Source organism: Hymenobacter algoricola, from assembly GCF_039539525.1.
Classification (GTDB): domain Bacteria; phylum Bacteroidota; class Bacteroidia; order Cytophagales; family Hymenobacteraceae; genus Hymenobacter; species Hymenobacter algoricola.
This window is the reverse complement of the sequence record NZ_BAABDH010000020.1, coordinates 86,266-108,539: the sequence shown is the minus strand read 5'-3', so window position 1 is coordinate 108,539 and position 22,274 is coordinate 86,266. Positions and strand designations below refer to the sequence as shown.

22 protein-coding genes are annotated in these 22,274 nt (G+C 60.8%); 8 read left to right on the top strand and 14 right to left on the bottom strand.

Translation table 11 applies throughout. From position 1 onward, the window contains the following. Positions 1-67 precede the first annotated feature (67 nt). Together ABD842_RS06575 and ABD842_RS06570 are read right to left on the bottom strand one after the other, a co-directional pair. The gene (locus ABD842_RS06575; protein WP_345111739.1) at positions 68-523 is read right to left on the bottom strand and encodes a type I restriction enzyme HsdR N-terminal domain-containing protein; all 456 of its coding nucleotides are present in this window, start codon (positions 521-523) and stop codon (positions 68-70) included. A 111-nt stretch (positions 524-634) separates the two neighbouring features. Beyond that, positions 635-2,950 carry a S46 family peptidase gene (locus ABD842_RS06570; protein WP_345111736.1) on the bottom strand — a complete coding sequence of 772 codons (2,316 nt, stop codon included), beginning with the start codon at positions 2,948-2,950 and terminating at the stop codon, positions 635-637. Between the two features lie 213 nt (positions 2,951-3,163). Here ABD842_RS06570 and yidD point away from each other — a divergent pair, with 213 nt between their 5' ends. Beyond that, positions 3,164-3,385: a membrane protein insertion efficiency factor YidD gene (yidD, locus tag ABD842_RS06565; protein ID WP_345111734.1), complete on the top strand. Its 222-nt coding sequence runs from the start codon at positions 3,164-3,166 to the stop codon at positions 3,383-3,385. A gap of 87 nt (positions 3,386-3,472) precedes the next feature. Then, positions 3,473-4,354, top strand: coding sequence for a hypothetical protein (locus ABD842_RS06560; RefSeq protein WP_345111733.1), 882 nt, complete (start codon positions 3,473-3,475; stop codon positions 4,352-4,354). 64 nt (positions 4,355-4,418) lie between these two features. Here ABD842_RS06560 and lgt read toward each other — a convergent pair whose 3' ends face one another. From lgt to ABD842_RS06520, 8 genes are all read right to left on the bottom strand, one after another. After that, positions 4,419-5,423, bottom strand: a complete 1,005-nt coding sequence (lgt, locus tag ABD842_RS06555) for a prolipoprotein diacylglyceryl transferase (RefSeq protein ID WP_345111730.1) — start codon at positions 5,421-5,423, stop codon at positions 4,419-4,421. Between the two features lie 126 nt (positions 5,424-5,549). After that, positions 5,550-5,855, bottom strand: a complete 306-nt coding sequence (locus tag ABD842_RS06550; RefSeq protein ID WP_345111727.1) for a hypothetical protein — start codon at positions 5,853-5,855, stop codon at positions 5,550-5,552. Next, on the bottom strand, positions 5,848-6,480 hold the full coding sequence (locus ABD842_RS06545; RefSeq protein ID WP_345111724.1) for an RNA polymerase sigma factor: 633 nt from the start codon (positions 6,478-6,480) through the stop codon (positions 5,848-5,850). The genes ABD842_RS06550 and ABD842_RS06545 overlap by 8 nt, the downstream gene beginning before the upstream one ends. A 213-nt stretch (positions 6,481-6,693) precedes the next feature. Beyond that, complete coding sequence (nadE, locus tag ABD842_RS06540) at positions 6,694-8,592, bottom strand: NAD(+) synthase (RefSeq protein WP_345111721.1); 1,899 nt, start codon at positions 8,590-8,592, stop codon at positions 6,694-6,696. A 141-nt stretch (positions 8,593-8,733) separates the two neighbouring features. Further along, the gene (locus ABD842_RS06535) at positions 8,734-9,912 is read right to left on the bottom strand and encodes a metallophosphoesterase (RefSeq protein WP_345111718.1); all 1,179 of its coding nucleotides are present in this window, start codon (positions 9,910-9,912) and stop codon (positions 8,734-8,736) included. A gap of 56 nt (positions 9,913-9,968) precedes the next feature. Then, complete coding sequence (rnc, locus tag ABD842_RS06530; protein WP_345111716.1) at positions 9,969-10,718, bottom strand: ribonuclease III; 750 nt, start codon at positions 10,716-10,718, stop codon at positions 9,969-9,971. Continuing rightward, complete coding sequence (gene fabF, locus ABD842_RS06525) at positions 10,718-11,968, bottom strand: beta-ketoacyl-ACP synthase II (protein ID WP_345111713.1); 1,251 nt, start codon at positions 11,966-11,968, stop codon at positions 10,718-10,720. The genes rnc and fabF overlap by 1 nt, the downstream gene beginning before the upstream one ends. Positions 11,969-12,056: 88 nt before the next feature. Beyond that, positions 12,057-12,293: an acyl carrier protein gene (locus ABD842_RS06520; RefSeq protein WP_019948606.1), complete on the bottom strand. Its 237-nt coding sequence runs from the start codon at positions 12,291-12,293 to the stop codon at positions 12,057-12,059. 162 nt (positions 12,294-12,455) lie between these two features. Between ABD842_RS06520 and ABD842_RS06515 the strand changes: the two genes are divergently transcribed. Both ABD842_RS06515 and pyk read left to right on the top strand, forming a co-directional pair. Next, complete coding sequence (locus ABD842_RS06515; protein WP_345111710.1) at positions 12,456-12,884, top strand: IPExxxVDY family protein; 429 nt, start codon at positions 12,456-12,458, stop codon at positions 12,882-12,884. A gap of 175 nt (positions 12,885-13,059) precedes the next feature. After that, positions 13,060-14,499, top strand: coding sequence for a pyruvate kinase (pyk, locus tag ABD842_RS06510; RefSeq protein WP_345111707.1), 1,440 nt, complete (start codon positions 13,060-13,062; stop codon positions 14,497-14,499). 115 nt (positions 14,500-14,614) lie between these two features. Here the strand turns inward: pyk and ABD842_RS06505 are convergent, their stop codons facing one another. Both ABD842_RS06505 and rpsT read right to left on the bottom strand, forming a co-directional pair. Next, the gene (locus tag ABD842_RS06505; RefSeq protein ID WP_345111704.1) at positions 14,615-16,102 is read right to left on the bottom strand and encodes a T9SS type A sorting domain-containing protein; all 1,488 of its coding nucleotides are present in this window, start codon (positions 16,100-16,102) and stop codon (positions 14,615-14,617) included. 130 nt (positions 16,103-16,232) lie between these two features. Further along, complete coding sequence (rpsT, locus tag ABD842_RS06500; RefSeq protein WP_345111702.1) at positions 16,233-16,490, bottom strand: 30S ribosomal protein S20; 258 nt, start codon at positions 16,488-16,490, stop codon at positions 16,233-16,235. Between the two features lie 146 nt (positions 16,491-16,636). Here rpsT and ABD842_RS06495 point away from each other — a divergent pair, with 146 nt between their 5' ends. The 3 genes from ABD842_RS06495 (at position 16,637) to ABD842_RS06485 (ending at position 19,793) form a co-directional block, all read left to right on the top strand. Beyond that, positions 16,637-17,815, top strand: a complete 1,179-nt coding sequence (locus ABD842_RS06495; protein ID WP_345111700.1) for an MFS transporter — start codon at positions 16,637-16,639, stop codon at positions 17,813-17,815. Between the two features lie 99 nt (positions 17,816-17,914). Then, positions 17,915-19,024 carry a YheT family hydrolase gene (locus ABD842_RS06490; RefSeq protein WP_345111698.1) on the top strand — a complete coding sequence of 370 codons (1,110 nt, stop codon included), beginning with the start codon at positions 17,915-17,917 and terminating at the stop codon, positions 19,022-19,024. A 229-nt stretch (positions 19,025-19,253) separates the two neighbouring features. Continuing rightward, positions 19,254-19,793 (top strand): hypothetical protein, encoded by a 540-nt coding sequence (locus ABD842_RS06485; RefSeq protein WP_345111696.1) that lies wholly within the window; start codon positions 19,254-19,256, stop codon positions 19,791-19,793. Here ABD842_RS06485 and ABD842_RS06480 read toward each other — a convergent pair. After that, a complete protein-coding gene (locus ABD842_RS06480) occupies positions 19,771-20,721 on the bottom strand; it encodes an IS481 family transposase (RefSeq protein ID WP_345111694.1) in 951 nt (316 codons plus the stop codon). The genes ABD842_RS06485 and ABD842_RS06480 overlap by 23 nt on opposite strands. Positions 20,722-20,835: 114 nt before the next feature. Between ABD842_RS06480 and ABD842_RS06475 the strand changes: the two genes are divergently transcribed. Then, positions 20,836-21,375 carry an RHS repeat-associated core domain-containing protein gene (locus ABD842_RS06475; RefSeq protein ID WP_345111692.1) on the top strand — a complete coding sequence of 180 codons (540 nt, stop codon included), beginning with the start codon at positions 20,836-20,838 and terminating at the stop codon, positions 21,373-21,375. Positions 21,376-21,560: 185 nt separating this feature from the next. Here ABD842_RS06475 and rsmG read toward each other — a convergent pair whose 3' ends face one another. Then, positions 21,561-22,181 carry a 16S rRNA (guanine(527)-N(7))-methyltransferase RsmG gene (rsmG, locus tag ABD842_RS06470; protein WP_345111689.1) on the bottom strand — a complete coding sequence of 207 codons (621 nt, stop codon included), beginning with the start codon at positions 22,179-22,181 and terminating at the stop codon, positions 21,561-21,563. Positions 22,182-22,274: the final 93 nt, after the last annotated feature.

Sequence of the window (22,274 nt, the reverse complement as noted above, 5' to 3'; positions counted from 1 at the left end):
TGCGACCACCTGCTGCGCCTGCGCGTAGCCTACAAAAGCCGTAAGTTTGACCTCGTCACCCAACTGCTCAAAAACAACCAAGCGAAGATTTGAATTGCACCCGGTTGTCTACGACCAAATCCACTTTGGCAAACAACTTTTGGGCGAATTCCCCGCTAGTCAGTGAGTAGTAAAAGCGCCACTGCTGCCCATCGGTGATAATCGTGAAAAGAGCCGAGTGGTTGCGGTTGTAGTCCCGCAGCTGACGCTCCACTTTGGCTAGATCGTCGCCGATACGGCCGTGGCCTTTGCATTCAATGAATATGGTGTCGGCTTCAAAATTCTTGGCAAACAAAGCCACATCCACACGGGTGTTGTCCTCCTTTTCGGTAGCCTTGAATTCGGTGTATACTTCAGTCGGGTCCCATATATTCCAGCCGCTAGCCGCTACAATCCGGGCTACCAGCGACAGGCGCACATGCTCTTCATTTTTGTACTCATTAGCCCGCAATCGGGCCCGGATATCCTGCAGTATTTCGAGCATAGCGTTGAAAGATGAAGTCACAAGTTGCAGCTTTTGCCCGGTCTCACAAAAATGCCCCGGCATCTTCCGATACCGGGGCATTTTTGGTAACCGCGACCAACCGGGCGGGGTCTACATCCCGGCGCCGGCGGCGTCCTTCTCTTTTTTCCTCTTGACTTTGGTTTTGCCGCCATCGTCGGTTTTCACCTTCATTTTCTCCACGTCGCTCATGCCGTTGAGCAGGGCCGCGCCGCTGCCGGCCGCGCCCACGCCGGGGTTCGGACCGTTGTTGACGATGGTCATCTCGTCCACGAGGCTTTTGGCGCCGCCGAGCTTCTCCACGCACCAGAGCACGTAGCGGATATCCACGTTGATGCAGCGCTTCAGGTTCGGGTCGTAGGCCAGGTCGCCGGTCATGGCTTCCCAGTTGCCGTCGAAGGCAATGCCGATGAGCTCCCCGCGGCCGTTGATGACGGGGGAGCCGGAATTGCCGCCGGTGATGTCGTTGTCGGTGATGAAGGCTACCGGCAGCTGCCCGTCCTTGCCGGCAAAGCGGCCGTAGTCCTTGGCTTTGAGCAGGGCAATTTCCTTGGTGGGCACCACAAACTCCGGGTTGGTGGCGTCTTCCTTCTCCAGAATGCCCTGGGCCGTGGTTTTGTAGTCAAACTTCACCGCGTCGCGGCCGGTGTAGGAGCGCACGGTGCCGTAGCTCAGGCGCAACGTCGAGTTGGCGTCGGGCGAGTACACCTTGTCGGTGTTCTTGGCGCGCAGCGCGGCCACGTACGCCCGGTTGGCCCGGGTGAGTGGGGCCTGGAAGCCCTGCATCTTCGGCAGAATGTTCTGGGTGTAGTTGCTGTAGAGCGAGTTCAGGGTGGCAAACGCCGGATCTTTCTCCAGCTGGGCCAGCGTGGGCTTGGCCAGGAAGGCCTCGACTTTGCTTTTCGAGGTTAGGAAGGAGCTGGCAAACACGTAGTCGGCGTACTTCTTCATCGAGCCCCCGTACTGCTTCTCCACGGTCCGGAATATTTCGGGCTGCTGACCTTTCGGCACGTCGTTGTAGTAGAGCTGCATCAGGGCCGCGTACACCTTCTTGTCGGTGGCCACATTGTAGTCCTTGAAGAAATCTGCGGTGGGCTCCTTCAGGTCGTCGGTGGCTTTCTTGACGGCGGCGGGGTCGGCTTTCGGGTCTTTCAGCAGGGAGTAGAGCGGCATCATGCGGGCGGCAAAGGCGGTAACCTCGGTGCCCAGCGCGCCTTCAGTCATATATACGCTGCTCAGGTTGTACTCGCGCAGGCCGGCGTAGCTCTGGTTGATGTCGTTCAGGGCCGTGCCGTACTGCTGGGTGCGGGTAGCATCGGCCGAAATCCACTGGGCCAGCGCGGCTTCCTCGGCCTTCTTGGCATCCACGGTCTTCAGGCGCTTCATGCCCTCGTTCTGCCCGAGGAAGTACTTCCAGTAGTTGGCAATGCCGGCGTACTTGGAAGCGTACTTCAGGCGGATGTCCGGGCTCTGGTCCATATCCTCTTTCCACAGCTTCAGGCGAGTATCGCGCAGCTTGATGCGGGCCGGGTTGCTCTGGTCGAGGGTGAGCTGCAGGCCGGCGGCGGGCAGGAAGCGCTGGGTGCGGCCGGGAAAGCCGAAGACCATGGCGAAGTCCCCTTCATTGACGCCCTGCAAACTTACCGACAGGTGCTTTTTGGGCTGGTAAGGCACGTTGTCGGTCATCGAACCGGTAGTGGGCTTGTTGTCCTTGGAAGCGTACACGCGGAACATCGAAAAGTCGCCGGTGTGGCGGGGCCACTCCCAGTTGTCGGTGTCGCCGCCGAACTTGCCCACCGCTTCCGGCGGGGCACCCACCAGGCGTACGTCGCCGAAGCGCTGGTAAACGAACAGGTAGTACTCGTTGCCGCCGAAAAAATCGCGCACGTAGGACACGTACTGGCCGTTTTCCTTGGCCGCATCGGCCAGCTCCCGCTGGTGCTTCTGCACCAGGGCACTGCGCTCCTGCTCGGTCATCTGGGGCGTCACGCCTTCCAGCACCTTGGCGCCCACGTCCTCCATGCGCACCAGGATATCTACGAACAGGCCGGGGTTGGTCTTTTCCTCGGCGGGCGTGGTGGCAAAGAAGCCGTCCTGCAGGATGTTCTTTTCGGGCGTGCTGTGGCTTTGCAGTGCGTCGTAGCCGCAGTGGTGGTTGCTCAGCATCAGGCCGCGGCTGCTCACAAACTCGCCGGTGCAGAAGCCCCCGAGCTGCACAATGGCGTCCTTCAGGCTGGCGTTGTTGACGTCGTAGATTTCTTCGGCTGTCAGCTTGAGGCCTTTTTTCTGCATGTCGGCGTAGTTGAGGCGCTTCACGTAGAGCGGCAGCCACATTCCTTCGTCGGCGTGGGCTACAGCGGGCAGCAGCAGGGCCAGCAGGGCCACCTGAAGCCATTTCATTTTCAGCATGGGAATTTGGGGTAAGGGGAAAGGATTCACAGCCGGCGGCTGTTGACTGATTCGAAGACCAAACTTACGAACTGCCCGCGAGTTATGGGCCGAATGCTGACGCTGGATCCGGCGGCAGCGCCGGTCTGTTGCAAAACCGGCCTGCTGCTACCCAATGTTTCGCCAGGCGCTGCCCACCGGTCTTTTCATTACTTTGCCGCCCCATTCCCGCGCATGTCCTTTCTGTTCCGCTCCCTGTTTCTGGCGCTGATCTGGATCTACCAGAAGCTGATTTCGCCGCTGACGCCGCCCAGCTGCCGGTTTCAGCCGACCTGCTCGGCCTACGCGGCCCAAGCCGTGCGCAAACACGGACCCTGGCGGGGAGGCGGGCTGGCCCTGCGCCGCATCGGGCGCTGCCATCCCTGGGGTGGCCACGGCTACGACCCCGTACCCTAACCGGCAGTTTCTGCGTACACTCGCTTTCCGGTTGCTGCCTCGGCCTTGGGGCCGGGGCAGCTTTTTTTGCACTCGTTACCACCCATTATGCGCCGAATATTTTTGTTTGCCACCCTGCTCAGCACCCTGGTGGGCAGCAGCTGCTCCGAAGCCCAGAGCGACGATAAAGCATTGAAGGGCAAAAAGAAAAAGGATAAGGATAAGACGGCCGCCGACGGGGAGCTGGTGCCCGGCCTGCAGAAAGTAGGGTCCATGGACAACGTGATGGAAAGCTCGGGCCTGGCCCGCGCCAACACGGCCGGGACCTTTTATACCTTCGCCGATGCCGGCAACGAGCCCATTTTGTACAAGGTGGATATGACCGGCCGCCTGCTGGAACGCTCGCAGCTGCCTTTTTCCAACGTGGACTGGGAAAGCATTGCCCAGGACGACAAGGGCACGCTGTTTATCACCGATGCCGGCAACAACAACAGCAGCCGCCGCGACCTGGCTGTGTACCGCCTGAACCCCGGCACGTCCGAAACCACCAAGATCAAGTTCGCCTACGCCGACCAGAAAGCCTTTCCGCCCGGCAAAAAGGACCGCAACTTCGATTGTGAGGCCTCGCTCTGGCACGCCGGCAAATTGTACCTGTTCACCAAGGACCGCGCCCAGCAAACGACCAGCAAAGTGTACACCATGCCAGATCAGCCGGGCCAGCAAACGGCGCGCCTGCTGACCAGCCTGAGCATTCCGGGCGAAGTAACCGATGCCAACCTCAGCCCCGACGGCAAACGACTGGCGCTGCTGGGCCGCGAAGAGCTGTTCATCCTGGAAGGCAGCGACCTGGCCTCGGCCCTGAAGGCGACGCCCCGGCACTTTTCCCTGAAAGGCGCCGGGCAGACCGAAGGCCTGGTTTTCTTTGACGACCAGACCCTGATGATCAGCACGGAGGAAGGCACCCTGTACCAGTATAAGATTCCGCAGTAACGCAGGGTAGTGCTTCCGGCTTCTGCTGCCAAATAGAAAAGGCCCGCTACAGAGCGGGCCTTTTCTATTTGGCGCTGATGGCTTTGTTGGGCTGGGGTACATCGTCCTCCAGGTCGCGGGGTGCGTAGCCGTACGGATTGTCCGGATTTTTGCCGGCCCGGATCAGCACCCAGATACCGACCAGAATCAGGGGCAGGCTCAGCAGCTGACCGAGGTTCATGTGCGTAATAGCCAGCATCTTTCTATCCCAGTCGCCCTGGTCTTCCTTCAGGTATTCACCCAGAAAGCGCTGGGTGAACAGCAGCACCACGAACAGCCCAAACAGCTGCCCGCGCGGGGTGCGCTCCTTGGTGCGGTTCCACATAGTGTAGAGCACGATCAGCAGGGCAATGCAAAACAGCGACTCGTAGAGCTGCGTAGGGTGGCGGGGCACGGCAATCTTGGTGGTCGCCGTCGGGGTATAGCTGGCCGGGTGGGTGGCTACTGTCAGGCTGCCATCGGGCTGCCGGGTGGTTTCCACGAACACCGCGCCCGCGGGCAGCGGCTGCCCGGACTGCGCCGGCTGCAGGTGCTCCGTGTCGCGCGGAAACACGAAAGCCCAGGGCTTGTCGGTGGGCTGGCCCACAATCTCGGAGTTCATCAGATTGCCCAGCCGGATCAGCGCGCCGCCGATGGCTACCACAATCACAATCCGGTCGAGCACCCAGAGGTAGTCGAACTTGTTGTTGCGGGCAAACAGCCAGCAGGCCAGCAGAATGCCGATGGTCGCGCCGTGGCTGGCCAGGCCGCCTTCCCAGATCTTGAGAATGTCGAGCGGGTGCGCCAAGTAGTACTGCGGGTCGTAGAACAGGCAGTGCCCCAGCCGTGCCCCCACCACCGTGCCGATGAGCATGTAGATGGTAATCACGTCGACCCAGCGCGGCGACACCCGCTCCGACTTATAGATGTGCGACAGCACAAACGTGCCAATCACAAATCCCGACATGAACAGCAGCCCGTACCAGCGCAGCGTCAGCGGGCCGAGATGAGCGATGATAGGGTCGGCAGTCCAGGTAATGAAAGCAAGCATCGGTAACAGGGTTACGAAAAGATGGAAAGGACTCAAAGGTACTCAGACATTCGGCTTGCGGCTTGGCAAACTACCCTCCTGCTCAGGCATTGGGCAGGAGGAGCAGCGCGCAACGGCGGTGACCAATCAGCGGGCGGGGAGCGATGCTGGCTGGCCGCCGGGATAGAGTTGATAGGGGTTGGCCGGCGCGGCTGAGCGCAACACCGCACCGTCGCCGCTAAGCAGCAACAGTATACCGAGCATGAAGGCATAGCTGGGCCAGCGCAGCCAGGTGGGCAGCAGTTGGCGCTCCACCGGTGCCTCACCGACGAGCCGGGCACGTACCCGACTATAAAAGAACGGGCGCGGCTGGGCTTTTTGCTGGGCCCGCCATTGCCGCAGCAGGTTTTCCCATTCTTCATCGGCAGGCGGGCGAGTGGCGGAATCAGGCATGACGCAGGGAAAGGGCGAGATGGGTACGAAGAGTTTTGCGGGCGCGAAACAACAGGGATTCCACGGCCGGCACAGTGGTTTTGAGAACAGCGGCTATTTCCTCGTAGCTCAATTCCTGCTCGTGGCGCAGCGTAAAAGCGAGCTGCTGCTGGTCGGGTAACCGGGCAATATGCGCGAGTAAAAGCTCCAGCTGCTGCTGCCCTTCCATTTGCGCCTGCGGATGCGCATGGTCCGTCGGCTCGTGCAGCACCTGGTTGTCGAAGCCCAGCAGGCTGGTGAAATAGGCAAAGCGCTTCCGGGCCCGGGCCCGCTGCCGATGTTTCAGGGCCCGCGAAGTAGCCAGCCGGTAGAGCCAGGTACTTAGGGCGGCATCACCCCGAAACCGGCCAATCGTTTGGTGGACTTCCACAAAGACTTCCTGCGCCACGTCTTCCGCCTCTTCCGGCGACCGTAGCAGGGCCAGTACCGTGCGGTAAATACGATTCTGGTAGCGTTCCACCAGCGTGCGAAACGCAGCCTCGCTGCCCTGTTGCAATTGCGCTACCAGCTCGGCATCGGCCGAAGCACCGCTGCCTTGCGCAGGAGGCCGGGAGCCATGAACGGTCGGCAGCGGAAGGGTATACACCAGTGAAGCGGGAGTTGAAGGATAGAAACGATACCTGTTCAGCTCCCGGCCGGGGCCGCGAATACTGAAGCTACAGCTGCTTAGGCCACGTTAGCGCGTGAAACTTGCGCCAGCCCTTCCAACTTTTCTACAGGCCATTGGCTTACAAGCAATTGCCTTTGCAAAAACCAGCTACTCCCTTCTTCCGAAGCTCAATCCTAATTTACCAGGTAGCTACAGCGCGCTCAGCTCCGCGCCGAAGCCGCCGCTCAGAATCGGGAAGCGCAGCCAGGAGCGCGGGTCCACGTTGTAGTCGTCGAGGTGGAAGGCGGGGGCATACCGCTCGCGCTTCCACTGGTTGCGGCTCCAGAGCGTGTAGAAGCGCCGAACGTAGAGTTTGAGCTGCTCCGGCTCGTAGCTTTCCTCCTCTTCGACCAAGGTAGCCAGCACCTGGGCCGGGCTGAGCCGGTCGTAGAAAGCCAGCCGCTCGATGCGGTTGAGCAGCACGTAGGGCATCAGATCCCGCTCGTCGGTCTGCTGGTCGGCCAGCGGGCGCAGCTCGGCCGTGGGCTGCAGGGCATTCACGTGGCGCAGGCCGGGGTAGCCCAGCTCGGTTTCGGCCCAGCGCAGCCATTTTTTCACGAAGTCCTTGTCGACGCCGGCAATGGGCGAGATGCTGCCGGCCGTGTCGCCGTCCATGGTGCAGTAGCCCACGGAAGCTTCCGAGCGGTTGGAAGTCGTCAGCAGCAGGCCGTTGAGCACGTTGGCCAGCATCCAGATGCCGGGGGCCCGCACCCGGGCCTGAATGTTCTGCAACGCTAAGTCGTCGGTCTGCCAGGTCAGCTTCCGACCCAGGGCGTGCTCAATCTTGCCCACGTAGCCGGTTACCTCCTCATCAATGCCCCAGTTGAAAAACACCGCCCCAATGGAATCCGCCAGCTCTCTGGCCGAGTTGTAGGTGTCATCGGACGAGTTGACGGTGCCCTGGTAGGCGCAGGTGAGCAGCCTTTCCGTTAGTTTCTGGTTGGTGGTTTTTGGTTTTTGGTTTTTGGCAGTTTCACTAAGGGCGCCGGCCGCCTCATTCTTAATTTTCAATTCTTCATTCTTAATTGACAATCGGCGCATAAACTCCTCCACGCCCAGCTCCTCCGTGCCCAGGCGCACCATTTCGGCCACGCCCACGGCGCACATGCACGAGTCGGCGCCGCCACTTAAGCTCAGCACGAAGCCCCGGCTGCGGGCCTTGCGCAGGTAGTCGAACAGGGCCAGGCTCAGGGCCTGGTTCAGCTCCCGGTACTCGTCGGGCGCGGGCAGGGGCACGATGGTTTCGGCCAGGGGCAGGTTCGCGGCAAAATCCACGTCCACGTACTCCATATCCACTTCCTTGAAGCTCAGCAGCTGGTTGCGGTGCAGCAGGTGGCCGTTTCGAGCCACCAGGATTTCCCCGTCGTAGATCATGCGGCCGGCTTCGTTGCCGAGCAGGTTGGCGTAGAGGTAGGTGCAGCGGAAGTTGCGCGAGGCATTCAGCACCAGGTTGTAGCGCACGTCGGTCTTGCTCATGGCAAAGTGGCTGGCCGACGGGTTCACGATCAGGTCCACGCGGCCCATGAGGCGGCAGGCGGGCCGCTCGGTATCGGGGCGCCAGGCATCCTCGCAGATTTCGAAGCCGAACCGCACGCCCTTGTGCTCAAATACCAGGTCGCCGATGGCCCACTCCTGCCCTTCCCAGGCTACGGTGCCGGTTTCGCCGGCCCGCCAGGAGGTAAACCAGCGCGGCTCGTAGTGCACGCCGTCGTTGGCCAGAAACTGCTTGGCCGCGAAGCCCAGGATTTCGCCGTCGCGCAGCACCGCGGCCGTGTTGTAGGTGCGGCCCTGCATTCGGATCGGCAGCCCCACGCACACCAGAATGCCCTGGGTCCAGGGCCGGATCTGCTGCAGGTAAGCCAGTGCCGACTCAGGGAGCCAGTCACTCAGAAACAGGTCTTCGCAGCCGTAGCCCGTCAGGCACAGCTCCGGCAGACACAGCAGCTCCACGCCCGCGGCTTTGGCCTGCTCAATTGCCTCGCGGATGGTGCGCAGGTTGTGTTGCCAGTCGAAGGGAATCTGGTTGAGGGCGGCGCCGGCTATTCGCATGGGACGGAAAGATGGGTTTCAGGAATCAACTGCTTTTCGGTGGGTTGGGTTACCAACAAGCTTTTCGCACAGCATGATCAGGCTGCCGCAGGCTTTGCTGGCCCAAGTTACCGCTCGTTGCCGACGGGGCTTCTGGAAGCACTAAAACCCGCTTTTCTGCCCGTGGCTGTCAATAATAGTGAAAGTGCCGTCTTCCATCCACAACGCTTGGAGCGTTTCGTGCCGATCCGTACGTTCCTGATGCGGCAGGTCGATGGCAATAATCTTTCCGCCGTAGAGCCTTTTGATGCTTTCCACCGGCGTGTGTCCCACAACTATCTGGGTGGCCGCATACGTGCTGAGAATTTGCTTTATCTGTGCCTCAGACGGCTCTTCCAGCACCAGTCCCCGGTACCAATCGGGGCTGCTGGGCGCCTGGGTCACATGCTTGTCTAGCGGCGGCTGGTTTGCGGCGGCCATATCAATACTGGTTCGGGCTAGTACGTTCAGTTGCCGTAGCGAGAGGCGGCGTTCGGCCACTTCCGGGCTGATGCCACCGTGCACGAACAAAACAGGGCCGATTTTTTCCACTACGTTCTTGGTGCGGAGCCACTGCCCCAACACGGTGGAACGGCTATACCATTGGTCATACGCGACGCCTAGCATATCGGCATTCACTTCGTATTTGCGGCGCACGTATTTAAAGTGGCCCATCATGTTCATCCGTTCGTGGTTGCCCAGAATGAAGTGTACTTGGCCGCCAGCCTGCTTGGCTTCCTGCTCAAGCTTGTAGATCAGCCACAGGCATTCCGTCACATTGAGCCCCCGGTCAAAAAAGTCCCCCACCAGTACCAGATGCCCGCGACCAAACTGCCAAGCCAGCTTTTCATCCACCACTCCGGCTCCCTGAAGCAGCATTTCAAAAGCCTTGAAGTTGCCTTCGATATCTGAAATGGCCAATAGCTTTTCCGGGGCGGGGTACGCATCTGCCGGTACTACCGCCGCTGGGCGTAGGGGCACCCGAAACTCGCGGCCCATACTGTCCACGAAGCACCTCAGAACAGCGGTGTCATTGGCTTGCAACGTATCTGTCTCAATGACCAATTGGCTGCCCCGCGGAGCAATCCGCTTGCTGATAAGCCGCTTATTCTGGTAAAAAACCAAGGGACCATCGGCCGCAAAGCCCGATTGATCAACCTTTTTTTTACTCTTCGGACCTTTAACAGACCATCCGGGCCAGAAATAAAGCCGATCAATAACGCCGGCTGCCAACAACCCGATGCCGCCAGCAAAATAAAGCACGACTGCTAGCAGAGAACCTAGTAAGATCTTTTTAATCATCCGTCTATTGCCACTGAATGCTCAATAAGCTATTGACTTCGCCAGTAGCTACAACGCTACACCCCCAGCGCCGTCAGGGCCCGCTCGGCGGCGAGCTGCTCGGCCTGCTTTTTACTCAGGCCCATGCCGGTGGCAATAGCTTCCTCATCGAGCACCACCGTGGCTGAGAACTCCATCACCCCGCCCGAGCGGGCCTCGCCGGTCAGGTCGTAGCGAATGGCTTTGCCGTTGCGCTGGGCCCACTCGATGAGCTTGCTCTTGAAGTTGGTGGTGGTTTCGGTCAGGGACTTGACGTCGACGAAAGGCTTGACCAGCCGCGCCAGCACAAATTTGCGGGCCGCTTTGTAGCCCTGGTCCAGGTACACGGCCCCCACCAGCGCCTCCAGGGCGTTGCCGTTCACGGAGCGTGAGCGGGCGGCCCGGCCCTGGGCGGGGTCGAGCTGCACGAGCTTGTCGAGCCCGATTTTCAGGGCCAGCACGTTCAGGCTTTCCCGGTTCACGATGCGGGAGCGGAGCTCGGTCAGGAAGCCTTCCTGCTCGTAGGGAAACTTGCGAAACAGGTACTCGGCCACCACGGCGCCCAGCACGGCGTCGCCCAGAAACTCCAGCCGCTCGTTGCTCTGGTGCCGGCCCAGGTCGCCCTGCTGCCGCACGATGGACGAGTGGGTGAACGCCAAATGGTACAGCCGCACGTTATCAGGCGTGCGGCCGGTTACCGTGGCAATAGCTTGCCGGAACGCCCGGTCGTGCCCCAGCAGCCGCCGAAAAAAGCCGAAGAGCGGCAACGGCTGTCCGGGACGCAGCATTAGTCCTGAAACTTGCGGAAGACCACCGACGTGTTGTGGCCGCCAAAACCGAACGTGTTGCTCATCGCCACGTTCACTTCCCGCTTCTGGGCCGTGTTGAACGTGAAGTTCAGCCGCGCGTCCAGCTCGGGGTCGTCGGTGAAGTGGTTGATGGTCGGGGGCACGATGCCGTGCTGAATGGCCAGGATGCTGGCTACCGCCTCAATGCCGCCCGCGCCGCCGAGCAGGTGCCCGGTCATGCTTTTGGTCGAGCTGATGTTGAGCTTGTAGGCCTCTTCCCCAAACACCTTCTGAATGGCCTTGATTTCGGCCCCGTCGCCCAGCGGCGTGCTCGTGCCGTGGGTGTTGATGTAGTCCACGTCGGCCGGGCTGATGCCCGCGTCGCGCAGCGCGTTCTGCATCACCAGCACCACGCCTTCGCCGGTAGGGTCGGGCGCAGTAATGTGGTAGGCATCCGATGATAGACCGCCCCCGATGATTTCGGCGTAGATCTTGGCGCCGCGGGCCTTGGCGTGCTCGTAGTCTTCGAGGATAAGCGCCCCGGCGCCTTCACCCAGCACGAAGCCGTCCCGGTCTTTGTCGTAGGGCCGGGAGCCGGATTCCGCGTCGTCGTTCCGCTCGCTCATGGCTTTGAGGGCGTTGAAGCCCCCCACGCCCGCTTCGGTGATGGCCGCTTCCGAGCCGCCGGTTACGGCCACGTCGGCCATCCCCAAACGGATGTAGTTGTAGGCGGCCACGATGGCGTCGGAAGAGGAGGCGCAGGCCGAGGTAGTCACGAAATTAGGGCCCCGGAAGCCGTTCTTAATCGAGATGTTGCCCGACGAGGAGTCGGCAATCATTTTCGGGATGAAGAACGGGTTGTAGCGGGGCGTACCGTCGCCCTTGGCGAAGTTGAAGCACTCGTCCTGAAAGGTTTTCAGCCCCCCGATGCCCGAGCCCCAGATGACGCCCACCCGGTCTTTGTTGACGCCTTCCAGCAGCCCGGCATCCTTGATTGCCTCGTCGGAGGCAATGACGGCAAACTGGGTGAACAGGTCCATCTTCCGGCCTTCCTTGGTGGGGAAGTAATCGTCCGGATTGTAGTTTTTCACCTCGCAGGCGAAGCGGGTTTTGAACTTGCTGGCGTCGAAACGGGTGATGGGCGCAGCACCGCTCACCCCGCGTGACAAGGCGTCCCAGTATTCGGCGACGTTCTTGCCCAGCGGGGTGATGGCACCAAGGCCGGTCACAACAACTCTCCGAAGAGACATAGGCGATTGGGAGACGGGATAAAAAAGCAAAACGGCCGGCGGCGAGCCGGCCGGTAAGCACTAAATGGGGGTAGAAAGACGCAAAAGCTTACTTAGCGTGCTCTTCCAGGTAGCTGATGGCCTGACCCACGGTACCGATGTTTTCGGCCTGATCGTCTGGAATAGACACGTTGAACTCCTTTTCGAATTCCATGATCAGCTCAACCGTATCCAGGGAGTCAGCGCCCAGATCGTTCGTGAACGAAGCCTCCGGCGTTACTTCCGAAGCTTCAACACCAAGCTTATCAATGATAATAGCTTTTACTTTTTCTGCAATTTCAGACATTTCCGTGGGGGTTTGGAGAAAACTAGGCGCAAATAACACTAACTTCCCTAACATTGTCAAACCGAGCCCCCCGATTCTTGCGGGTACAAGATTATGGCCGGCCGGGTTTCAATCGACCGGCGGCGTGCGTAATATTGCCTTTTCTTGCCCTGTAGCCCGCTTATGAAAACGCTAACGCTCGACGTAGAGTATGATTGTGACTTCGACCTGTTTGGTATTGTTTCGTCGAGCCGGGAACACAAGCTGGCCTGGACGCTGAACAGCACGCTGCGCCTGCGACTGGTAAAACAGCAGGACCTGATCTACGATCTACTGGCCCAGGGCCGGCTCGTCATCAGCAATTACCTGCACGCCACCGAGAATCTGTCGCTGCGCCTGTTCCGCAACCGCTCGGTGGACCCGTCACCGCTGAAAAAGCCCTTCCTGGCCCCCGACATCAAGGAATACGACTACCTGATTCAGGTCAGCAACGGCTCCGGCGCGCTGGCCCCGGAGGAGCTGCTCGAGCAGCTCACGCGGCTGCCGGAGGTACAGTATGCCTGTCAGTTCGACCCAAATTCGTTGAAATTCAAAGAAAACTTGCTCTTTTGAGCTTCCAAATGCCGGGCAGCAGGCCCGGCGCAAGCGGAGTGCGGAACTGCTTTTTGCCCCCGGAACAGCCACGTCTTATCCCACAAAGACACGCTGTTTGGGGGGCCGGAAAAGTTCTTCCCTCCGCTTCGTCGCGTTTAGCTGCCAGCCTCCTTACCTGACTTCAACCTTCCCTATGGAACCTCGTCCGCACGTTAACAAAACCAAGATTGTGGCCACCGTTGGCCCCGCCTCCAATACTTACGAAAAGCTGGGCATGCTGATCCGCGAGGGCGTGGATGTGTTCCGCCTCAACTTCTCGCACGGCTCCCACGAAGACCATCTGTCGGTCGTCAACACGGTGCGGCGCCTCAACAAGGACCTGCGCACCAGCGTGGGGCTGCTGCAGGATCTGCAGGGCCCCAAGATTCGCCTTGGCGAAGTGGAAGGCGGCGGCGTGGAAATCAAGCGCGGCGACAAGATCAAGCTGGTCTGCGGCGAAAAGGAAATCAGCACGGCCACGCGCCTGAGCACGATTTACCTGGGCCTGGCCCGCGACGTGAAGGCCGGCGACATGATCCTGATTGACGACGGCAAAATCGAGCTCAAGGTGCTGGCTACCGACCGCGAGTCGGAGGTGGACGTGGAGGTTATCTACGGCGGCCTGGTGAAGCCCCGCAAAGGCATTAACCTGCCCGATTCCGACGTGTCGGCCCCGGCCATGACGGAGAAGGACATCGAAGACCTCAAGTTCGGACTGGAAAATGACGTGGACTGGGTAGCGCTGTCGTTTGCCCGCCGCGCCGAGGACATCCGCTTTATCAAGAAGCTCATTGCCGAAGCCGGCAAGACTACCCGCGTCATTGCCAAAATCGAGACGCCGGAAGGCCTGAAGAACCTCGACGAAATCATTGCCATTGCCGATGCCGTGATGGTAGCCCGCGGCGACCTGGGCGTGGAAGTGAAGATGGAAGAGGTGCCGATGGCTCAGAAGCTGATCATCGAGAAGTGCAACAAGGTGGGCAAGCCCGTCATTGTGGCCACCCAGATGATGGAAAGCATGATTACGGCCCCCCGCCCGACGCGGGCCGAAACCAGCGACGTGGCCAACGCCGTGATGGACGGCGCCGACGCGCTGATGCTGTCGGCGGAAACCGCCGTGGGGGCCTACCCGGCCGAGGTTATCCGCTCGATGGTGGGCACCATTCTGAGCGTGGAAACCCGCACCAGCAGCCTGTATCACCACTGGTTCCCGATTGACGCCACGGCCCCGACCTTCATGGTCGACAGCCTGCTGTCGGCGGCCTGCCACCTGGCCAAAAACACCGAGGCCACGGCCATTACCGGCACCACGCACCGCGGCTACACGGCCTTCCAGATTGCCAAGTACCGGCCCAAAGCCAACATCTTCATCTTCACCGACAACCGCGCCCTGCTCACGGCACTGAGCCTGGTGTGGGGCGTGCGCGGCTTCTACTACGACCGGCTGGTCAGCACCGACAACACCGTATCGGACATCAAGTATATCCTGACCACCACCGGCCACCTCACCGCCGGCGACGTGTTCATCAATACCGGCTCGATGCCGATTCTGGACAAGGGACACGCCAACATGGTCAAAGTGAGCGTGGCGTAAGGAGTAGGCAGTACGTGTACTGGGTGCTCGGATTACGCATAGGCTTCAAGAGCAAGAAAGCCCGCCTGAATCATCAGGCGGGCTTTCTTTTGGGCTGGCTTCGGTGAACAGCGGCTTAGGGCTGGTGCTGCAGCCGCACGTGCCGGGGCGCTTCGCCGGGCAACTGCACTTCTACCAGATACAGCCCGGCGGCCAGGCCCTGCAACTCCAGCGTGGCCGTGCTCTGGCCGGCCGTCAGTGGCTGGGTGAGCACGGCACGGCCTACGCCGTCGAGCAGGCGCACAGTGGCGGCAGCGCGGGCGGGAGCGGGCAGCAGCAGCGTGGCGGAAGTGGTGGCCGGGTTCGGGTAGAGCTGCAGCGACGCTACGCTCTGCGCCCTTTTGACGGGCAACAGCGTGACGAAGTCGGCGCGGCTGCCGCAGGCCTGGCTGTTGCGCCGGGAATAGATCAGCGAGTGCTCATACTGACTTGCCACTCCTACGCCGTTGGCCATTTTGCTTTCCCAGGCGAGGGCGTCCAGGCCGGGCTGATAATTGATGGCGTTGCCGGTACGGTAGAGCATCTGTTGCCGCAGCTTGGCGGCTCCGCCGCAGCCGGCACCGCTGCGCCCGGGCACCACCGGATGGCCCATCAGTATGCTCGACGTACTCTGCGGCCGGTATTCGTAGCTCAACAGCTCTACGTTGTTGAACTTGATAACCGAGTTGGTTTGCGCATTAGCGGCCCAAATGCCCGTGCGACGCGAGGCCGCCAGCCGGATAGTCCTTACCGGCGAAACCGAAACGCTGGCGCCGGGGCAGCCCGGTGCGGCACTGTACTCCGTGCGCCGCTGTTGCTGAAACGTGTAAATCAGACTATCCGCCGTTTCCTGCCGGCTCACGGTGCGCGTCAGCAGCCAGCCCTGGTAGCACATGAAGGTGTTGTAGTAAATTGGCTCCTGCTTGTAGCCCAGCTCGTCGCCGGGCTGCAAGGTAATGAGCTCGGAGGGATTGTAGTAGCTGCGGCCGGCCGCCTCCGGACGGCGGACCAGGGTGAGCATTTGGGGCGCAGGCAGGCCAAAGGCCAAGTCTTTGGGAGCCGAAACCAAGCCGTAGTGCTTGCTCAGCACTACCGTCAGACTGGCACCTACCTGGAACGTGGCAATGGAATCCTGGACGCCATCAATCAGGCTGGTGCCGCGGGAAAGCAGCTTGGTCGTTACGCCGTAGTCGGTGAAGAAACTGCTCCAGGTGGTGCCCACCGGCACGAACGGCTTCAGCACCAGCGCCCGGTCCAGCGAGAAGCCGTTGACCGACCCGCCGTTCCAGAACAGCACGTACGTACGCTGGGCCACGTTGTAGCGCATTTGCTGCCCAAACTGGTTGTTGACCGACTTCTTCCACGAGAAGCTGCTGGCGCGCCGCATGATGCGGTTGAAGTAGTACACCGAGTCGGCACCATTGACGGCGGCCGAGTCGAGGCGCATGGTCAGCACGGTGTCGGGGGCAGCGCCGCGGAAGGCATGCACGTCGCCGTTGGGCCGGAAGGGGCGCCAGTTTTGGGCTTTGGCGGGCAGGCAGCTCAGGCAGGCGCACAGGAGCAGCAAAGGGTACAGTGGCTTCATAAAAAATCGATTAAGGAGTAAGACAGCGAAAAGATAGTAAATAATCAATGGGCCTTGGCGAAACGCGAAAAGGCCCCACACGTGCGTGCGGGGCCTTTCGTATACAAGAGCAGATCGGTCAGGTGGGTGCCTAAGCAGCCAGCGACGACACGAACTTAGCCAACTTCGACTTGTTGTTGGCAGCTTTGTTCTTGTGGATGATGTTCTTCTTCGCCAGACGATCCAGCATCGACGATACTTTCTTCAGCAGCTCCTGAGCGGCCGTAGCATCGGTGGTACCACGCAGCTTCTTGATGGCGGTGCGGGTAGATTTAGCCTGGTAACGGTTCAACACGCGCTTAGCTTCGTTGGAACGGATGCGCTTGAGGGCCGATTTATGATTTGCCATGAGGATGGTAAAATTGACGTTCTGCTCGGTTTTGTATTCAGTTGGGGTGGCAAAGGTAAGGCTTTGGCTGGGAATAGCAAATGCCTCTATCCAAATTAACCGGCACTTGACTGTTTTGCGGATGAATTTTGGGCGTCATTTACCGCATGAAGTTTCTTACCCGCACCATCTGGCTGCTTTCCCTGGTCAGCCTGCTCACCGATCTGGCCAGTGAAATGCTGTATCCGGTGCTGCCGCTCTACCTGCGCAGCATCGGCTTCTCGGTGGTCCTGATCGGGGTGCTGGAAGGTGTGGCCGAGGCGACGGCGGGCCTGAGCAAGGGCTACTTCGGGCAGTGGTCGGACCGGCTGGGGCGGCGCCTGCCCTTCGTGCAGTGGGGCTACGCCCTGAGCGCCCTGTCGAAGCCCATGCTGGCGGTGCTGGCCACGCCGTGGTGGGTATTTGCCGCCCGCACCCTCGATCGGCTGGGCAAGGGCCTGCGCTCCGGGGCCCGCGACGCGCTGCTCACCGACGAAACCACCCCCGCCACCCGGGGCCGGGTTTTCGGCTTTCACCGCTCCCTGGATACACTGGGCGCAGTGCTGGGGCCGGCGGCCGCCCTGCTCTGGCTGGCGCTGCGGCCCGGCGACTACCAGCGGCTGTTTCTGCTGGCCTTCCTGCCCGGGCTGGCCGCCGTAGTAGTCACGCTGCTGGTGCGTGAGAAGCCCCGGGAGCCTTCCCCGCGGCCGGTGCGGCCGTTCTGGGCCACCTTCAGCTACTGGCGGCAGGCGCCGGGGGCGTATCGTCAGGTGGTGGGCGGACTGCTGGTATTCGCCCTGTTCAACAGCTCCGACGCCTTCCTGCTGCTGCTGGCCCGGCAGCGTGGCCTGCCCGACGCCACCGTTATCGGACTTTACATCTTTTATAATCTGGTGTACGCGCTGGCGGCTTTTCCGGCGGGCCATCTGGCCGACCGTTTCGGGCCGCGCCGCATGCTGGCCGGCGGGCTGCTGGTGTTTGCGGGAGTGTACGCCGGCGCCGCCGTGGCCCGGGAGCTGTGGGTTTTCGGGGTACTGTTTGGGCTCTATGGCTTGTATGCGGCGGCCACCGAAGGCGTGAGCAAAGCCTGGGTCAGCACCCTGTGCGCCCGGCCGGATACGGGGGCGGCGCTGGGCACGTTTGCCGGCCTGAGCAGCCTGGCTTCCCTGGTGGCCAGCATCACCGCGGGGCTGCTGTGGCAGTGGGGCGGGCCGGGCCTCACGTTTGGGGTAGCGGGCGCAGTGGCCGGGGCGGTAGCGCTGTACGTCGCCCTGATCCGGCTCAAGCCGGTTCCATTTCAGGCGTAGCGCGAAACTTGCGGCGGCCGAATGAAGTTGCGGACTTAATAGTATGCACGCCGACAATGTGGTATATTAAGCGTGCTTCCGCGCCTGTTCCTTACAGCCATGCCACTCGTAGCCCAGTCTCCGTACCAGCCGCCGTTCTACATGTTCAACGGCCACGTTCAGACCATCGTCCCCAGCCTGTGGCGCTCCGTTCCCGAAGTCCACTACCAGCGTGAGCGGGTGGAAACCGAAGACGGTGACTTTCTTGATCTGGACTGGTCGCAGCGGCCGCAGGGCCACTCCGACACGCTGGTCATCGTCTCGCACGGACTGGAAGGCGATGCCGGCCGGCCCTACGTGCGCGGCATGGTGCGGGCCATGAACAAAGCCGGCTTCGACGCGCTGGCCTGGAACTACCGCAGCTGCAGCGGCGAAATGAACCGCCTGCTCCGCTCCTACCACCTCGGCGACACCGACGACCTCGACTTTGTGGTGCGCTACGCGCTGGGCGTGGGCCACTACCAGCACGTGTACCTCACGGGCTTCAGCGCGGGCGGCAACGTGACGCTGAAGTACCTGGGCGAAAAGCCGGAGCGCGTACCCGTGCAGGTGGAGCGGGCCGCGGTTTTTTCCGTGCCCACCGATCTGAGGTCAAGTTCCCACCAGATTTCCCGGCCCGCCAACCGCCTCTACCTGTACCGGTTTCTGAAGTCGTTGCGGGCCAAGATGCGCCAGAAAGCGGAGCTGCTGCCCGGGCAGGTCGACGTGGCCGACCTCGACCAGCTCAGCGACTTTCCGCAGTTCGACGACCGTTTTACCGCGCCCATGCACGGCTTCAAATCGGCCGACGACTACTACGAGCTGTCCAGCTCGGGCCGCTACCTGGCCAACATCCGTATTCCCACGCTGCTGGTAAACGCCGAAAACGACCCGTTTCTGGCGCCCTCCTGCTTCCCCCGCGACGTGGCGGCCCAGAGTCAGTTCGTGTTTTTGGAAACGCCCCCGGAAGGCGGACACGTCGGCTTTGCCGAAGGCCCGCCCGATGGCGAATACTACTCCGAGCGCCGGGCGGTGGAGTTTCTGACGGCTAACATCCCGGCNCAGTGCCCAATGATTATCGGTGAGCAACGTACGGTCAGCATTCATCTTGAAAATAAGCCTATTACGACTTTGCCATGCCGAACGTTCTTGAGAACACGCCCTAGCCGCACGTTTCGCCGGCCCCCATGAATCCGCTTTACCGGGCTCCCGGGACTTCAAACAATTCTGGCCCAAACAATTTGAATTGTTTGGGCCAGAATTGTTTGAAGTCGATTCCTGGGTCAGACCTGCCTCCGGTTGGTGGGGCCAGCTCTTCCGCTATGCAGGCAGAAGCGGGGAGGAGCCCTGGGGTTATGAGTCCTCACCGACAGCCTATGGCTTAGCATGGCTGCCAACGCCCGAAGGACGGGCACTCGTTTTGCCCTCGTCGCCGGACCAGCTTACGTACGAATACCAGATGCGCGACCATCTGGGCAACCTGCGCGTGGCCTTCCGGGCAACGGCAGGTAGGGAAACGACGGGCCTCAGCTTTGAACAGGATGAGGTAGAAGGCGACTATTCGCACTTTCGCAATATTGCCGCCAGCCGGGCCGACTACAGTTCCTTTCCCGGCAGCAGCCGGCCAACCGTCGCCTCCGGGTCGGTGGGCACCAAGGTGGGGGCTATCACCAACAGCCAGTTTGCACCCACCACCTCCGTACCCGTCAACGATGGGGAGCAGATCAAAATAAAGGTCTACTACAGCACCCCCTACGGGCCCCAGGTGGGGCGCCCAGTTACCATTCCTCCTCCACCGGTCCGCATTCAGCCGCAGTGGGCACTGGTACCAGCCCTGGTGACGCCACCGGTTTCGTCGACTGAGAAGGGGGCACACCGAATTCCTCATCTGGCTCCTGCGGTTCAGGTGAGTATGACCGGTTTGTTGGCCAAACTGGCTAGGTGTATAGTCCCAAGGTGAGCTGGGCCGGGTCTTGTGTGAAGATAGTAGGATTCTTCTGCCACTGCGCACACACAAATTCGTGCGGAGTCAGGCCCCGTAGGCGTTTGAGCCGCTTGGCGTGGTTGTAGGCCAGCAAAAAGGCTTGTAGGTGCTCATTAAGCTGGGCCGTAGACTCGTAGTGGTAGCGCTGCACAGTTGCCTCCTTGATGGTGCGATTGAAGCGCTCGACCTGGCCATTCGTCCAGGGATGGGCCGGTTTGGTCAGCCGATGTTCCACCCCGAAGGCGCGGCAAATGCGGTCAAAGCTATGGCCACCCGGAAACCACTGATGCGGTTGCAGGGTAAATTGCACGCCGTTGTCGGTCAGCACGGTATGTGCTTTGTAAGGCAGCTTCTCCAACACCCGACGCAGAAAATCGGCCGCTAGCATGCGCGTGGCCCGCGGCTGCAACTCGGCAAACGCCACCTTGCTGGTGCGGTCAATGGCCACAAAGAGGTACTGGCGGCCTTGCTCGGTGCGGACTTCGGCAAAATCGACGTGCAGGTAGCCGATGGCATAGTCCTTGAATTTTTTCTTTGGCGCAGACTGCCCATCCTCGCTCAAGGGCAGGCGGCTCACCCCGTGGCGCTGAAAACAGCGGTGCAGCGCCGAACGCGAGAGGTGCGGGATGGTTTCTTGCAGCGCGTAGAGGCAATCATCCAGGGGTAGCAACGTATGCTGGCGAAAGGTGACGGCAATAGCCTCTTCTTCGGCCGTGAGCACCGTCGAGGCCGGCTTTGGCCCCATGGTTGCGTCGGTCGTCGTGGTGCGCTTACGCCACTTGGCAACCGTTTTAGGGTCGATGCTATGTCGCTTTGCTAGCGTTTGGAGGCTTTCCTGACTACGTTGGATACTGCGTCGTATTGCCTGAGTTGTGCGGGCGCTGCCGTGAAGTACTTGTCCCATAACTTTTGCTGGATGGCTCGCCCGAAAGATACCCCACTACACTCTGGGACTATACACCTAGGCTCCCACCGTTCAGCGCCTGTCATCCCCCAGGAAGCGAGGCCGACCAACAAAATGGCGTACTTAACCTGGGCGCTGTATGATAATGAGCAGCGCCTGGTCAGATCGGGCTCTATCCCAGCGCAGGTGGAAAGCAATGACTCGTGGCGGGAATTGGTGGCCGTAGTCCCCATCGACCTGTCGTCAGCCGAAGCGCGTACGGGACAGCTGCGGGTGAGCGTACTCAACGAAGGATCCCAGCCTGTCTACTTTGACTCACTTTCCATTTTGCATCCAAAAGCGGAACTGCTGATTTCGCAGGAAAACCATTACTATCCCTTTGGCATGGCTCTGGGTGGGGTAGCAGTAAACACCCAAGCCGCGGAGGTGGCCAGCAAACACCTCTTCAATGGTGGCTCCCAACTGCAAGATGATTTGCTAGATGCAGAAAATAGCTTTTATTCGACGGAGCTGCGCTCTTATGACCCTACACTTGGACGCTTTTGGGGAGTAGACCCATTAGCGGCTGATTATGCCGCATGGTCGCCATATCACTACGCATACAATGATCCTATTAACTACAATGACCCCACTGGAGCTATAGCGGATTCGTGAACGGTGTGGCCAGTGGTTAAGTGGTCTGTGTATGGTAGCCGCAGTGANTATTGCCTGAGTTGTGCGGGCGCTGCCGTGAAGTACTTGTCCCATAACTTTTGCTGGATGGCTCGCCCGAAAGATACCCCACTACACTCTGGGACTATACACCTAGCTTTCCCTGGCACGGCGGCGGGCCCAGCGCGCTACTCCGTAACGGGGACGAACACGACCTTTTTCGTCTCGAAAAACTCTTCCTGGTAAAAGTCGCTCAGGTCGTGAATTGTGGCTTTCAGGCCCGATTCTTCGATTTCTTCGGTCAGGTCGCCGCCTTTCAGGTAATACAGGCCGCCGGTGGCGGTGGGCTGGGGCTTGTAGCGGTGGGCAATCCAGGTGTGGAAGGTGGCCAGGCGGGCCACGGCGCGGCTGACTACGTAATCGTACTTGGTGCGCAGCTGCTCGGCGCGGATCTGCTCGGCCGTCACGTTGTGCAGCCCGATGGCCGCCGCCATTTCCTGCACGGCATGGATTTTCTTGCCGATGCTGTCTACCAGGTGAAACTTCACTTCCGGAAACAGAATGGCCAGCGGCAGGCCGGGCAGGCCGCCACCCGTGCCCACGTCGAGCACCGAGGTGCCGGCCGCAAACTGCACGACTTTGGCAATGCCCAGCGAGTGCAGAAAGTGCCGCTCGGGCAGGTTGTCGACGTCGGTGCGGGCGACCAGGTTCAGGCGCTCGTTCCAGCTGCGAAACTCCGTGTCGAGGCGCTGAAAGTGACGGCGCTGGACCTCGGTGAGGTCGGGAAAGTAGTGGGCGAGGATATCCATTGGGGCAAAGATAGGGATGTGCGGTAGTGACTCATATACAAAACGCCATGCCGAGCGCAGCCGAGGTATCTCGCCTGCTTTGTTGAGTTGGTA